Source organism: uncultured Psychrobacter sp., assembly GCF_947495825.1.
In the GTDB taxonomy this organism is placed as follows: domain Bacteria; phylum Pseudomonadota; class Gammaproteobacteria; order Pseudomonadales; family Moraxellaceae; genus Psychrobacter.
This window is the reverse complement of sequence record NZ_CANMAH010000003.1, coordinates 73,014-88,526: the sequence shown is the minus strand read 5'-3', so window position 1 is coordinate 88,526 and position 15,513 is coordinate 73,014. Positions and strand designations below refer to the sequence as shown.

The 15,513-nt window shown below is 41.4% G+C and carries 14 protein-coding genes; 5 read left to right on the top strand and 9 right to left on the bottom strand.

The features are described 5' to 3' along the window. Positions 1-12 precede the first annotated feature (12 nt). The 5 genes from Q0895_RS04665 to Q0895_RS04645 all read left to right on the top strand — a co-directional run bounded on the left by Q0895_RS04665 (position 13) and on the right by Q0895_RS04645 (position 4,856). Positions 13-2,190 carry a M3 family metallopeptidase gene (locus tag Q0895_RS04665; RefSeq protein ID WP_299185883.1) on the top strand — a complete coding sequence of 726 codons (2,178 nt, stop codon included), beginning with the start codon at positions 13-15 and terminating at the stop codon, positions 2,188-2,190. After that, positions 2,190-2,447: a YheV family putative metal-binding protein gene (locus tag Q0895_RS04660; RefSeq protein WP_058367864.1), complete on the top strand. Its 258-nt coding sequence runs from the start codon at positions 2,190-2,192 to the stop codon at positions 2,445-2,447. The genes Q0895_RS04665 and Q0895_RS04660 overlap by 1 nt, the downstream gene beginning before the upstream one ends. Before the next feature lie 157 nt (positions 2,448-2,604). After that, positions 2,605-3,126 carry a hypothetical protein gene (locus Q0895_RS04655; RefSeq protein ID WP_299185880.1) on the top strand — a complete coding sequence of 174 codons (522 nt, stop codon included), beginning with the start codon at positions 2,605-2,607 and terminating at the stop codon, positions 3,124-3,126. 77 nt (positions 3,127-3,203) lie between these two features. Then, positions 3,204-3,824, top strand: a complete 621-nt coding sequence (locus Q0895_RS04650) for a hypothetical protein (RefSeq protein WP_227511670.1) — start codon at positions 3,204-3,206, stop codon at positions 3,822-3,824. A gap of 159 nt (positions 3,825-3,983) precedes the next feature. Next, complete coding sequence (locus Q0895_RS04645) at positions 3,984-4,856, top strand: hypothetical protein (protein WP_058367861.1); 873 nt, start codon at positions 3,984-3,986, stop codon at positions 4,854-4,856. Between the two features lie 147 nt (positions 4,857-5,003). Here the strand turns inward: Q0895_RS04645 and Q0895_RS04640 are convergent, their stop codons facing one another. The 9 genes from Q0895_RS04640 to infB form a co-directional block, all read right to left on the bottom strand. Further along, positions 5,004-5,927 carry a glutaminase gene (locus tag Q0895_RS04640; protein WP_299185877.1) on the bottom strand — a complete coding sequence of 308 codons (924 nt, stop codon included), beginning with the start codon at positions 5,925-5,927 and terminating at the stop codon, positions 5,004-5,006. 362 nt (positions 5,928-6,289) lie between these two features. After that, complete coding sequence (gene pnp / locus Q0895_RS04635) at positions 6,290-8,398, bottom strand: polyribonucleotide nucleotidyltransferase (RefSeq protein WP_299186220.1); 2,109 nt, start codon at positions 8,396-8,398, stop codon at positions 6,290-6,292. Between the two features lie 622 nt (positions 8,399-9,020). Continuing rightward, entirely contained in the window at positions 9,021-9,287 is a 267-nt protein-coding gene (gene rpsO / locus Q0895_RS04630; protein ID WP_075103320.1) for a 30S ribosomal protein S15, read from the bottom strand. A gap of 382 nt (positions 9,288-9,669) precedes the next feature. Next, the gene (locus tag Q0895_RS04625; RefSeq protein ID WP_299185874.1) at positions 9,670-9,846 is read right to left on the bottom strand and encodes a hypothetical protein; all 177 of its coding nucleotides are present in this window, start codon (positions 9,844-9,846) and stop codon (positions 9,670-9,672) included. Between the two features lie 106 nt (positions 9,847-9,952). Continuing rightward, positions 9,953-10,114, bottom strand: a complete 162-nt coding sequence (locus Q0895_RS04620) for a hypothetical protein (protein ID WP_156410048.1) — start codon at positions 10,112-10,114, stop codon at positions 9,953-9,955. A 76-nt stretch (positions 10,115-10,190) separates the two neighbouring features. Beyond that, positions 10,191-10,715, bottom strand: a complete 525-nt coding sequence (locus tag Q0895_RS04615) for a type 1 glutamine amidotransferase domain-containing protein (protein WP_299185872.1) — start codon at positions 10,713-10,715, stop codon at positions 10,191-10,193. A gap of 414 nt (positions 10,716-11,129) precedes the next feature. Continuing rightward, positions 11,130-12,176 (bottom strand): tRNA pseudouridine(55) synthase TruB, encoded by a 1,047-nt coding sequence (gene truB, locus Q0895_RS04610; RefSeq protein WP_299185871.1) that lies wholly within the window; start codon positions 12,174-12,176, stop codon positions 11,130-11,132. Between the two features lie 9 nt (positions 12,177-12,185). Then, the gene (locus Q0895_RS04605; protein WP_058367855.1) at positions 12,186-12,575 is read right to left on the bottom strand and encodes a ribosome-binding factor A; all 390 of its coding nucleotides are present in this window, start codon (positions 12,573-12,575) and stop codon (positions 12,186-12,188) included. Between the two features lie 147 nt (positions 12,576-12,722). Next, the gene (gene infB / locus Q0895_RS04600) at positions 12,723-15,455 is read right to left on the bottom strand and encodes a translation initiation factor IF-2 (protein WP_299185869.1); all 2,733 of its coding nucleotides are present in this window, start codon (positions 15,453-15,455) and stop codon (positions 12,723-12,725) included. Positions 15,456-15,513 lie beyond the last annotated feature (58 nt).

Genomic DNA, 15,513 nt, shown 5'->3' with positions numbered 1-15,513 from the left:
TTGGATACTTCTATGACTACGATTGACCCAAACCTTCATCTTATTGACTTTGATGCAACCGACCCTACTGACTTACAGACAAAAGTAACGGATGCGATTAAACAAGGTAATGACTTTTTAGATAAAATTGCAGCATCAGCAGATAAAGAATCTAACACTATAAATGCTAAGCAAGCATTGAGCGATATCATCATGTTTGATCATATCAATTTAGCGTTGGATCGCAGCTGGGGTGTTTTGTCACATCTCAATAGTGTAATGAGCAACGACGAGATTCGTCACGTTCATCATGAGTTATTACCTAAACTCTCAGCTTATGGTACTCGCGTCGGTCAGCATCAACCATTATTTAATCGTTATCAGGCGATCGCTGACGATAAAGAATTCTTTGCAACGCTTGAGCCTGCTCGTGCGCGCGCTATTGAACTTGCCCTGCAAAGCTTTGAGTTATCAGGTGTGGCATTGCCAAAAGATAAGCAAGAGAAGTTTGCTGATATTCAAAGTACACTCTCAACACTGTCTGCGACTTTTTCTGATCATATTTTGGATGCCACCCAAGCCTTTGTGTTGCCATTACAACAAGAGCAATTAGCAGGCTTAACGACAAGTGGCTTGGCGCTATTGGCAGATGCTGGCGAGCAATACAAATCTCGCGAACTTGCTAATGGTACGCGTACGCAGGCTGAGATTGATGCGCTACCGACTCCGTACTATGTAGCAACTTTGAACATACCTGTGTATTTGGCTGTTATGACTCATGCCGACGACCGCAAACTGCGTGAGACGTTATACCATGCCTATGTCACCCGTGCTTCGGAGTTTGATCAGCATACCAATGCCAAAGGCGAATCGCTAAATAACGCTGACATCATGAGTCAAATTCTACAACTGCGTGAACAAAAAGCTCAGCTATTAGGCTTTGAGAACTACGCTGAAGTCTCGCTTTCGACTAAGATGGCCGACAGTGTCACCGAAGTTGAAGCATTCTTACGGAATCTAGCGACCAAAGCCACCCCCACGGCTAAACAAGATTTAGCCCAGCTACAAGAATGTGCCCGTGATTATGACATCACTGAGCTACAACCATGGGACAGCGCTTATATTGCTGAAAAAGTAAAACAAAATAAATTTAGCTTGTCGCAAGAAGAGATTCGTCCTTACTTTCCATTACCAAAAGTCATTGATGGACTATTTGTCATCGTAGAGCGTTTATACGGTATTACCGTGCAAGAACACAGCGAGTCGGTATCGCGCTGGCATGAAGATGTGCGCTTTTATCAATTATTTGATGCTGATGACAACTTACTTGGCGGTTTTTACTTTGATTTGTTTGCCCGTAGTGGTAAGCGCGGTGGAGCGTGGATGAGTGGTTTTCAATCACGTTACAGCAATGAGGAGCAAGCATATCAGCAGTTACCAGTCTGCTTTATGGTCGGTAACTTTACCCCAGCGCTAGATGGTCAACCAAGTTTGCTTACTCATGATGAAGTATTAACCTTATTCCATGAGTTTGGTCATGGTCTACATCATTTATTGACGCAAGTAACGGTCGGTGATGTTGCAGGCGTAAACGGAGTTGAGTGGGATGCAGTCGAGCTGCCTAGCCAGTTTATGGAAAATTGGGCTTGGGATGCTGAAGGTATTGCGCTTATTAGTAGTCATGTTGAGACAGGTGAGCCACTACCAAAAGTTAAGCTTGATGCATTGTTGGCCGCCAAAAACTTCCAAAGTGGTATGCAGACCCTGCGTCAAATTGAGTTTGCATTGTTTGATTTATTGATTCATGCGCATACACCAGCGCTTGATTATACAGGTATCCTTGCAACTCTTAATGACGTTCGCAATGATGTTGCTATTATGGAAACTCCTGACTACAACCGCTTTGCAAATGGTTTTAGTCATATCTTTGCTGGCGGTTATGCGGCAGGTTATTACTCTTATAAATGGGCTGAGTTGTTGTCTGCCGATGCGTTTAGTAAGTTTGAAGAAGATGGCATCTTTAATCCAATCACCGGAAAGGCATTTCGTGAGACCATTTTGTCCGTTGGTGGCAGCTTACCAGCAAAAACTAACTTCGAGAATTTCCGTGGTCGTAGTGCCAGTATTGATGCTTTACTACGTCATAGCGGTTTTGATGACACCGTTGCTAATACGGCGGCAAATGCCCAAACTACGCGCGAGGTGAGCTGATGCGCTATCAATCAAACCGGCCCAAAAGACAATTTTTAGCAGGAGTACGTTGCCCCAAGTGTCAGGCATTAGACGCGATTGTACAAGTCAACATTGTGACACCTGTGCCTGATGAGTATATCGAATGTACTCAATGCGGTCATAGTGAGCATCGTCCTGACTCCGATGAAATCAGCGCAAAAAACCATCTTGAGGATCAGCTGATCCGTGATGCAACAATCACGGGGACTAGCGGTACAGTTAAGTTTAAAAATTAAACTTAGCGTCTTAAGACTTATTTACGCTCGTAAATTCGCTAAAGATTTAGACCTATACATGACAGTTGTACTTACCATTAGCCTATCTATTGATAGGCTTTTGTTTTTTAGTTTGCTATAGTATAAAAAACTGCCCTCGATACAAACTGGCCCTGGTATGACTTCTAAACAACCTTCACCTACTTTATCTAAAACAGCAACTAGCACTCGTTCAAAAAAACTCATAATGATGGCCTTATTATCGCTAGCTGTTGTTATCGCTTATTTTGTATGGGCACGCCCCCTATCAACAACGCCGACTCCCATAAAAGAGACAACAACAAAAACTGTGCCTTCTCAAGTTGATACGTTATCAAAAAACGTAGATAGCAATTCATCAGAAGCAGCAGGTGTTGTTAAAACTAATAATCCATCTTCACCCACTGAAAATACTGAGTCAATTGAGACGCAAGTAACTGATTCTGAAGTTATATTGAATGCCAAGTTACCAGAAACTGATACTTTAGCCAAAGAAGAGGTTGATCGCTTAGAAGATGAACGTCAACGCTTAATAGAACAAGAAAAACTGGCAGTTGAACAAGTACAAATGAATAAAAAATTAACCGACATGAAAGCTGAGCAAATTAAATTGCTTGAACAACAAATCGCCCAGCTAGAAGCTGCACAAACGGCTCAATAGTATAAAATAGTCTACTAAAAAGGTAAGTGGCTAACCGTATGTCAGCCTATATAGACTGCTACTAAATGCCAGCTTGAATGCATATCACTTATCAAACTATTTATATTCAACCATTTATTTTTGGGGTATCTGTTGTGACCACTTTGCGTTTGACCCATGCCCCGATTCTAAATAGCAGCGCGCAGGTATTGATTTTGCCGGTTAATAATGCTGGTGTATTGCTAGATCCTATACTTATGCGGACGAAGACCTTGTATCCTGACAACTATCAACGCTATCTTCGCGCTTGTCGCGATAGCAGCCTAAAAGTGGGTAGTTGCCTACTGCATAAAAGGTTGCGCGAGTCGGCAGGTCTTGGTATTAGTAGCAATGGTAATCAGCCAAGTTATGTGGCTAATTTAATCATATCAGATCACCCCTACCATCCGGTCCGGTCACAGTGGCTCACTGCTGCACTCATTGATTTACGACAGCAGCTAATACCGTTAATACGTTACCAAGGTATACGCAGGATTGCCTTATTAGCACGACCGCTTCTCTTTACTCATTCACAGCGTCATACAGACAACGAACCTCCTACTTCAAATATGACTATTCTAGACTGGGATACAGAGACCTTACCCCTTCTCACTCAATATCTGCAAGATATACCAAAAGTTCGTATTGATATTCATCTTCCTAAAAGTATAACTGTCTGAACTTGTTAAATTTCCTAGTAAAATGTTTTTTCCTGTAGGTCTTAATAAGTATATTTATGTCGTGATATTGATTAAAAGGTCACTCCAGCCTAGTATCGAATGTGAGTGCCCTTAAGCATAAATATTTTTTAATTAACGACCTAAACAGGAGAATTAATTATGCCAAATAATAATTCTAGCAAAAATAACACTAAGAACGAAAACAACGATGCGGTAACAGCTGTAGAGGTTGTCAAAGACGATACCGTGGTATTTGAAGATGGTAATTTCGAAGAATATAACGCTGAGCATGACTACCAAGAGGATAAGGAGCAGGACAAGAAAACTCAAGACGATAAGACCAAAGACAAGCAAACCCAAGAAAAGAAAGTTGGCAGTGCTGCTAAAGATGATAAATCAGCAGCTAACAAGTCTAAAAGCCAAGACAAACCTGAAAGCTCTAGTAAAGCTAAAGATACTGACACTGATACTAAGTCAGACAACAAAGGCAAATCTGAAAGCGCTAGCAAAGATGCAGAGGCTGACAAAAATCAGAAGTCTGATAAAAAAGAAGCGTCTAAAAAAGACACTAAGGCTGAACAAGACGATCAGTCTGACAAAGCTGGCGATACTAACAAAGAAAGTAAATCTAGCCAAGAAGAGAAGACTAGCAAAAGTGACAAGTCTGACGACGCTGAAGAAAATAATGCCAACCAGCAAGACGACACCGAACAAAACGACGCTGATGCAAAAGAGCAGTCCGATGAGGATAGCAACTCTAATATGTCGATGGCAGGTCTATTCCAGTGGGCAAACAAGCTCAGAGAAGACTTTATGTCTGAAGCGATGGGCATGACTAATGGCGTTACCGGAAAGGCTACTGCTATGACGCTAGAGCGACTAATCGCTGTAGTAGATATGGAGCTTGCCGCCTTTGATAAAAGCGTAGAAGTTGCCAAAAAACTCATCGCAAATGTAGAAGAAGAGCGCAACAAAATCGCAAGCAGAAAAGAAAAATATCAAGATATGATTGATGATTTAAATCAAGAGTAAGCACTTTAAATCGTTAGTCTAAAGTTTAAGTAATCCAATGTTAGACGTTCATTTAAGCGTTTGGCATTGGATTTTTTTGGCTGATTAAACGCTTTGACAAATGCTTATACAGGCATATTTGCACTTTTAATCTTACTACCAGCTTCTTTATTTTGAAAACACTGACCAGCCTGTCCTCTCTCCTAGTAGCTCTAACGCTTTAGTCCCAAGTTTTGAGTTGCCGACCGAATTTAAGCCAGGAGACCATACTGCGATTGCACCCTTACCTGGCGCTATCGCTAGAATACCGCCACCGACACCGCTTTTGCCTGGCAGACCCACCTGATAGGCAAACTCTCCAGAGCCATCGTAGTGACCACACATCATCATTAGTGAATTGATCCGCTTGGATTGCTGCGGGCTAATCACCTCTACCCCTGTGGGTTGATTGATACCATTAGAGACCAAAAACAGGCCAGCACGAGCTAACTGCACACAGCTCATCGCAATCGAGCATTGATGAAAGTACGTGTTAAGTATCTTATCGACATCATGCTGTAGATGTCCAAAAGACTTCATAAAGTGAGCGAGTGCGGCATTTCGATCTTCGTGGTCGATCTCAGATCTTGCCACTTTATAATCAAAACCGATCGAATCATCGTCTGCTATAAAGTGCACAAACTCTATAATCTCATCCAGTATCTCTTTTGGCTCGCGTCCCATCGTAATAGCATCCACTACCGCAATCGCCCCTGCATTGATAAAAGGGTTACGCGGTCGGCCCGACTCGTATTCCAATATGGTAATGGAGTTAAAGGGGTCACCCGAAGGCTCGCGGCCGACATGTTTCCAAAGCGTACTGCCAAGCTTACTAAGACCAATAGTTAGCGTAAATACTTTGGAGATACTTTGTATGGAGAATAGTGTATTGGCATCTCCTGCTGTGTATACTTGCCCATCAGGGGTTGCGACGGCGATACCAAACTGGTTGGGGTCGACATGCGCCAGCTGCGGGATATAATCTGCTACTTTTCCGCGGTCGGTCTCAAGAGCCATTTGGGTGGCAATGTCATCTAGAATTTGTTGCATCATAAAGGGTAGTCGTATTTTTATTGGGTTATTAAGTAACAGTAATTCTAACTGAATTCGGTAAGATAAGGCAGGGAGATTATATTTTGATTGCTATTTCACTAGCCACCTTCTTCTTTTTAAAGCATTACAATAAATGACTTTAAACAAAGCCATTCAAACTGGTAAGGGTCATTATAATATTAGATGTACACATATATTAATCAAGCTATTGATAGTTTGATTAATGATGCTAAACAGAAAGAATATCAATTAGCTATGTCATCTGTAAAAGCCGAGATTGTATAAAGTACACACAAAAAAACCGCCTTGAATAATTCAAAGCGGTTTTCGCGTTTGTGCTAAGTTATATCAAGTAAAACTATCTATTCAGCAGTTGCATCCTGCTCGATACCTTTCATAGTCAACTTAATGCGACCACGGTTATCGACGTCTTGAACGAATACACTAACAGTCTGACCTTCTTTTAGATAGTCTGATACGTTCTCTACGCGCTCTTCTGCGATTTGTGAGATATGTACTAGGCCATCCGTGTTTGGCAAGATGTTAACGAATGCGCCAAAATCAACGATACGAGCGACTGTACCCTCGTAAGTTTTGCCGACTTCAACTTCGGCCGTTAACGCTTCGATTCTACCGATAGCGGCTTTAGTAGCGGCTTTGTTCTCGCCAAAGATACGAATTGTACCAGCATCATCGATATCGATAACCGCGCCCGTCTCTTCTGTGAGCTGACGAATCATCGCACCGCCTTTACCGATGACATCACGAATCTTATCAGGATTGATTTCGATAACCGCGTAGTTCGGTGCATGAGCGTTGATTTCAGTACGGCTCTCTGGCAATACTTGGTTCATCGCATCTAAGATATGGATGCGACCAGCATGAGCTTGCTTTAATGCTTGCTCCATGATATCAGGCGTAATACCTTCGATTTTGATATCCATCTGCAGCGCTGTGATACCGTCTTTAGAACCAGCGACTTTAAAGTCCATATCGCCAAGATGATCTTCATCACCTAAAATGTCTGATAGTACAGCAAAACGCTCGCCTTCTTTAACCAGACCCATTGCGATACCAGCCACAGGTGCTTTTAGCGGTACACCGGCATCCATCAATGCCAAACTTGCACCGCAAACAGACGCCATAGAAGAGGAGCCATTTGATTCAGTGATTTCTGATACTACGCGGATGACATACGGGAAGCGCTCGCTGTCTGGTAGCATCGCCTGTACACCGCGACGTGCTAAGCGACCATGACCGATTTCACGGCGTTTTGGGATACCTTCACGGCCTGTTTCGCCCACTGAAAAATGCGGGAAGTTATAGTGCAACATGAAATGATCGCGAATAGTGCCACTTAACGAATCAATCATATTGACGTCACGGCTGTTGCCCAAAGTAGTCGTTACCAATGCTTGGGTCTCACCGCGAGTAAATAACGCTGAACCATGAGTATATGGCAATACACCTACTTGTACATCTAACGCACGAACCGTCTCAAGATCACGACCGTCAATACGCGGCTTACCAGATAAGATATTGTCACGCACTGTACGGTACTTAAGATCATTATAGATATCTTTGAGCTCAGAGACCTTGCTGTCGTAGTCTTCAGCTTCACTATCACCTGCTAGCGCATCAATAGCAGCGTTTTTGATTTCATCAAGCTTTGTGTAGCGATCTTGCTTATTAGTAATGGTATAAGCATCAGCCACTTGCTCGCCAAACTGCTCTTTCATGCTAGTTTCTAGCGTTTCATCATGCTTAGGCGCTACAAACTGTTGCTTGGCAGTACCGACTTCCTCTGCCATCGAAGCAATGTTATCTATGACGATTTGCTGCTGTTCATGACCGTACAATACAGCCCCAAGCATCTGATCTTCCGACAGCTCTGCCGCTTCAGACTCTACCATCAATACGGCAGTCTTTGTGCCAGCTACGACTAGGTCGAGATCACTTTCTGTAAGCTGCTCAAGCGTCGGGTTTAGTACGTATTCACCACCTATAAAGCCAACACGGGCAGCGGCGACGGGGCCGTTAAATGGCGCATCAGAGATAGCTAGCGCCGCCGAGGCACCGATTAGGGCAGCGATATCTGCAGATTGAGTTTTATCTGATGATACGACTGTCGCTGTGATTTGAATTTCGTTGACATAGCCTTCAGGAAATAATGGACGAATTGGGCGATCAATCAGACGCGAAGTTAGAGTTTCAAACTCACTAGCACGGCCTTCACGTTTACCGTAAGCGCCTGGGATCTTACCCGCTGCATACATTTTTTCTTGATAGTTTACAGTTAATGGAAAGAAGTTTTGGCCTTCTTTGGCTTCAGACTTTACTACCGCTGCCACCAATACTGAAACTCCGCCCATATGGACCATAATTGAGTTAGCTTGGCGGGCAACACGGCCAGTTTCAAGGACGACTTTTTGGTCGCCATATTGAAATTCACGTTTAATAGTATTAAACATTGTCGAATTTGTCATATATTTTTCCTAATGTTGAATGACGAAAACAATATTAACTGCATATGCATTCTAATATCGGTCATTAAGTGTTCTTTCGTAATTTGATGTACTGATAAATTATATTTGCCATCCTATTGCGGATCATATACTTATCAACGGTACTACTATATTTTCTTTATTATTCAAATTTGGTTTTATAGCCATTGGTCATGATAATCTCTGATAGAGACTTACACCAATTTCACATTTCCAGCTCTACGTAGATTATGCCACACAACCTACTAATATTCAGAGAAAGGCTATAGAATAAATACTGTGATTTGACGCATTGTAAAATTGCACAATGCACTATTTTACAGTGATTTATGAGCATTGACCAATTAAATACAAAACTGAACGTTTTTCTGGTTAAAAGATGGACTATCAAATACTGATGATGTCTGGTCTTTACTAAATTTCCATAAAAAAGCGGCGTGAAACTATTCCACACCGCTTTTTTATTACTTACATATCATGTCAATAACAATCAATTGTTTTTCTCAAAACTTAAAAGGCAGTTTTAAAATCATATTGCAAATTAACCACACCTTTTCACCTAATTGCTATTCATATAATGGACGTTAAATTAACGACGTAGACCCAACTGTTTGATGACAGTTGTATAACGACCAAGGTCTTTGCCTTTTAAATAATCAAGTAGTTTACGGCGAGTATTAACCATACGAATAAGACCACGACGGCTATGATGATCCGCTTTGTGCTCTTTAAAATGGTTTTGTAAATCGTTAATACGAGCACTCAATAAAGCAATTTGTACTTCTGGTGAACCCGTATCGTTTTCGCTACGCTGGTATTGAGCAATGATTTGTTCGCGATCAGTATTGGTTAGCATAAATATCTCCGGCAATGCTAAAAGCTCAAAGATGTACTTGGAATTAAGCCACCTTTAAAGCATTAGAATAATAACTAAAATAGCTTTATCGTCATTCAGGACAACCCTGCATTACTAGAGTAGACCTAGCGTACGATAAGCTCAGTAGATAGTAACAACTATTTAGAGATAGGTTAGAGTGACAATATACTGTACAAATCAATTCCGTAATTAGAATGAAGGCAAAGTATGTTGGCTTATCTAAAATCCTAAATAAATGTGGCAGCAATTATAACAAAAAACTGCTGAACTCGCAGCAGTTTTTCATATTAGTTTTTCATTGAATTAATGCTTATTAAACATACTAGATGTTAGGGATAATGAGATAAATACCTACTCTTAGCTATTTATTTTTGGTGTCGTCTTGAGTTGCGTTACCACCAAGCTCATTGTCGTCTAAAGGAGCAGTCGTTGCTTCTGCTAAGCTATCTGGAATATTATCTTCGCTAGGCTTGATGTCTTCTGCAAGTTTCTCAATTTTCTGTTCTTGTTTGTCCATATTTTGCTTTGATTTATTCATGATATCTCCCTTAAACCATTTAATAATAATGAGTACTAACCATCGCTTGGTTAATACTCATGGTGCAGAATTCATTTAACAACGCTATATTGAGCTACAAAAAGCTCTAGTTATCATCTTTAGCATTTTCTAAGTTATCTGCAATACGATCTGCTGCAGCTTCAGTATCCTCAGTATGATTGTCTTCAGTTTGGCTCTTAAGTGCTGCAGTTGCTGACTCAGAACGTTGTTGTTCAATTTTGGTATCGTTTGGATTAGGATTGGCCATAATAGTCTCCTTAGTTAATGTAATTTTAGTTTTAAACAAAAATGCTTACTGTCTATTTTCTAAAGTAGTTAATCGATTAAGATAATGCTTTATCAATAGCTTCAACGAAGTTATCAATGTCATCTGGATTACGAGAAGTAATTAAATTACCATCTACTTGTACCGTTTCATCGATAAAATTTGCACCAGCATTTTCTAAATCTGTTTGCAATGAATGATAAGCGGTTAGGTTTTTTCCCTTTGCGATGCCAGTATTAATAAGTACCCAAGGCGCATGGCAAATGACTGCTAATGGCTTTCCTGCCTCATACACAGCATTGATAATACTGTGAGCTTCTTTATTGCCGCGGATAGTATCCGCGTTTACAGTCCCACCTGGCAGCACTAAAGCATCGTATTCATCAGCTTTTGCCTCATTGACGAAAATATCAGCAGTAAAAGTATCGCCTTTATTGACGTCCTGATTCATGGCTTGAACTTCTTTATCTTTGTTAGTTGTAATCAAGATCGTTTTATAACCTTTCTCTTTTAATTGGTTATTGACGTCTTCATACTCAGCTTGCTCAAAATTGTTATGTAGTAAAAAAGCGATGGTTTTCATACTATTCCTTATCTTAATAATTGTGAGTTTATACAAGCGAATTGGCTATTAACCATAATTTCCTAACTATTTATTATTAAATACTTGTTGTTATTGAGTATCTGATAATTTTAATCAGCTCTGACGCTTTACTGGTAAAACGTTTCTTGTTGAAAATATTTTTTATTATGTTCCTTGTAAAAAGCGTCTTCTATCGTCCTTTTTTATTATTGGTTTGAATTTTTATTGTTATCCTTCAGTTTATAATTTTAATTATTAAGCCGTCTCACCTTCCCTAGCTGACTTAATCAATGTACAAAAAAAACAGGTTTCACCATAGGCGAAACCTGCAATAAAATGTGACGATATGTGATTAGTGTAAACTGTTAGTAAGTCATTCAATGATTATCTATGAAGTACTTTAGAAAAGTAACATTAACGTTGAATTAACTTCTTTGGCTGCAAGCGCCCATTAAGGCTAACAGCGCCTAAACCCAAGAATTGACCTTGCTCATTTATTAAACGAATATCTATCGGTATCTCATGCTCTGATAGTTGCGTATTGACAGAGTCATCAGATTCCTTGTGAGTAACTTTATCGATATTAAATGACAGCTCGTTACTAACTTTGTCTGAAATATAGCCCCTAAGCTCATCTGTCAATTGTGCAGATACGTTTAAGCGTTGTCCCATATGGATGCGTTTACATTGCTCAGCTGTCAGCATCAGCGTCATATTTATATCGATGCATGCATCCACTGGCATCAACTGTGCTTGGCGACTATCCAACGCTTGTGCTTCTAGTGCCGGCAGGGTAACTGCATTATCAATATCAAACTTGCCGACTTTTAATCGCCGCAGTGCTGACAGATGCCCTAATGTCCCCATTGCATTAGCAATATCTTCACCAAGCACGCGTACGTAAGTGCCTTTAGTACAAGTAACTATCAACTGTATTTTTTCATTATCAAGTGCTTTTAAGTCAATAGCCTTGATTACAATATCTCTTGGTGAACGCTCTACTTCGATACCAGCCCGTGCATATTCATAAAGTTTTTTGCCATCTTTTTTTAGCGCAGAATACATCGGTGGTATTTGCTGCTGAGCGCCCAAAAATTGCTGTGCGATTTTTTCTAACTTTGCCTCATCAAACTTTGGGACAGACATCGTCTTAACAACTTGGCCCTCTGCATCACCGGTATCAGTCTGACTGCCAAGTAAAATAGTCGCTTGATAAGTTTTATCCGCATCCAATTGATAGTGGCTAAATTTTGTAGCTTCACCCAGACAGACAGGTAACAAACCAGTTGCCATGGGATCAAGCGTACCAGTATGTCCCGCTTTTTTACTATTATGGTTTGGTGATTTAAAAAGATATTTTACTTTTGATACCACTTGCTGTGATGTCATACCATAAGGCTTATCGATTAAGATAACCCCTGAGACTTTTACCTTATCAGTTTGCTTAGGCGGAATAGACATAATATTGGCTTACTCGTCATTCTCGTTTTGTTCAGTTTTACTGACGGCTTGATTAATCAAGTCCATCATGTAATTGCCACGCGCAGTTACTTCATCATAATGAAAACGCAAACGTGGCGTAGTACGTGTTTTTAAACTATGGCTAAGCTCAGTACGTAAAAATCCTGCCGCTTTGTTAAGAACTTCTATGCTTTGCTCATGATTGGTTTTAGTCATGGCGTCGTTGAGCTCAGGCTCCATAATAGTGACGTAGACATCAGCATAACCCAAGTCTGGACTTACTTTGACACTAGAAATAGTTACAAAACCTGTCAGACGTGGATCATTAACCTCATCCCGAATAAGCACTGCAAGCTCACGCTGTATCTGATCTGATAAGCGTTGTAGACGTTGATTCATTTTATTATCCTATTTTAAAACTAATTTAGTAATGGCTTTTAGGAGCAGAAATATACGATAAAAAAGGCCTACCAGGATAACCCTGTTAGACCTAAATACATCATTATATCAATACTCTAAAATTTACTGAATGAAAATACAATATGGTTAAATTGTACGTTCGAACTGTTGAATTTCAAAGACTTCAATCTTATCACCCGCTTCGACATCGTAACCACGAACGGCAAGGCCACATTCCATACCAGTACGTACTTCATTAACGTCTTCTTTGTAACGACGTAGTGACTGTAATTGTCCAGTGAAGATGACTTTGTCATCACGTAATACGCGAATTGGCTTATTACGATAAATAGTCCCTTCAACCACCATACAACCAGCAGCAGCACCGAATTTGCTAGAACGGAATACTTCACGAACTTCAGCAATACCAAGAATCTTCTCGCGATGTTCAGGAGCAAGCAATCCACTCATTGCAGCTTTTACATCATCAATCAAACCATAGATAACGCTGTAGTAACGAATATCCATATTAGCCGTATCTGCTTTACGACGAGCTGTTGCGTCGGCACGAACGTTGAAGCCTAATAATACGGCTTCACTTGACTCTGCAAGTGTGACATCAGACTCAGAGATTGGACCCACCCCTGAACTAATCACTCTGACTTTGACTTCATCAGTTGAAAGCTCATTCAAAGCAGCAAGTAAGGCTTCGAGTGAACCACGAACATCAGTCTTTAGTACAATATTCAAGAATGACACATCGCCTTGTTCCATCTGATCGAACATGCTTTCTAAACGCATGGCATTTTGACGTTCAAGTTGACGCTCACGCTCACGATTGGTTCTAAAGTCTGCTACTTCACGTGCTTTTTTCTCGTCGGTCACGACTAAGAACTCGCTACCAGCTGCTGGTGTTTCAGGTAAGCCTAAGATTTCAACCGGTATAGAAGGACCAGCTGATTGAACGCGTTTTCCTTGTTCATCAGTTATCGCGCGAACTTTGCCATAGTGCTCGCCGGCTAACACTAAATCACCTTGCTTAAGTGTGCCCTTTTTGACCAATACACTAACAACAGGACCACGACCTTTTTCAAGTTTTGACTCAATGACCACACCTTGGGCAGCACCATCTAACGGTGCTTCTAGCTCCATGAGTTCAGCTTGTAAGCTAATGTATTCTAGAAGATCATCGATGCCTTCACCTGTTTTGGCTGAAATACGAGCCATTGGCGTATCACCGCCCCAATCTTCTGAGACAACTTCTTTTGTAGTTAACTCATTAAGGACGCGATCAGGATCTGCACCTGGCTTATCCATTTTGTTGATGGCTACGATCAAAGGTGTACCAGCAGCGCGTGCGTGGTCAATTGCCTCTTCCGTTTGCGGCATCATGCCATCATCAGCTGCTACGACCAAGACTACGATATCAGTAGCTTGAGCCCCGCGAGAACGCATTGCACTAAATGCTGCGTGGCCTGGAGTATCAAGGAAGGTAATAACCCCGCGATCAGTTTCTACGTGATAGGCACCGATATGCTGAGTAATACCGCCAGCTTCACCTGTGGCAACTTTCGTTTCGCGAATCTTATCAAGTAATGATGTCTTACCGTGGTCAACGTGACCCATAATAGTGACTACTGGTGGACGCGCTTGTACGTTACTACTACGCTCGTCAACAGCATCGTGAAGATCATCTTCAACTTTGGTATCACTAACAGGTACTGGGTTGTGTCCCATCTCTTCAACGATTAGACTGGCTGTTGCTTGATCAATCGTATCTGACTCTCGAGCCATCTCACCCATTTTCATAAGGAGCTTCGTGACTTCGCGAGCTTTAACTGCCATACGTTGAGCCAAGTCTGCAACAGTAATATGTTCGCTAATCTCTACATCGTAGACAATCTTTTCGACAGGCTTTTCAAACTTATGCTGCGCAGCTTGAGACGAACGTAAACCGTTTTTGGTATTTTTGATTTCACGTTCGCTTTGATTTTTGCGGCGGCGACCACGAGCACCTGTACTGTTCGCTCCTCGTTTGATCTCACGACGCTCTTTTTCAAAAGACTCTTCTAATGCGTCACCAACCAAACCTTCAGCCAGTGGCTCGTCCTTACGAACTTCGGTAACAGGATCACGATCAGTGTACTTACCAGCCATCTTACGCATTTGCTCAAGTGTACGTTTTTGAGCTTCTTCTGCTTGGGCGCGACGAGTTTCGCTCTCGATCTGACGCAGACGTTCTTCTTCTTTCTCACGTGCTTCGCGAGCTTTACGTTCAGCAGCTGTTTCAGTTTTTGGCTTGGTAGTAGCGGCCTTTTTCTTCTCTTTCTCTTTTTCTTTAGGTTTGACTTCAACAGCGGCTTTACCACCTTTTTTGACTACGACTGAGGTAGAAACCTCTTCGTTTTTGCCGTCAGAGCTTTTACTCGAACCAAGACTTGCTCGCATAGCAGCAAGGGTAGCTGCTTGACGCTCTTCTGCTTTTTTCTTAGTCGCTTCGCGTTCTTCTGCTTCTTTAGCAGCGCGGGCTTGTGCTTCAATCATCGCTTGTTCACGTGCAGCCAACTCTTCCGCCATTTTTTCTGGATTTGGCTTATCAAACACTTTCTTTTTACGTACTTCAACGTTGATGCTCTTAGATTTACCCGAAGAACCAGTCACACGCGCAGTACTGGTCGTCTTAGATTTAAGGCTAATACGACGCTTCTCCTGCTGTCCATGACTTTGTTTTAAATACGTCACCAATTTTTCTTGCTCAAGTTCGGTGACTGAGTCATCCTCCCCGCGAGCAGGTAGCCCAGCATCCTGTAGTTGCTGTTGTACAGCACCAACGGTTTTGCCTACCATTTCTGCCAGTTCTTTGACGGTCTTATCTGCCATTTATTATCACCTACTGTCTATTATTTGCTATTTGTTCAATTCAGTTGTTGGCTACAAA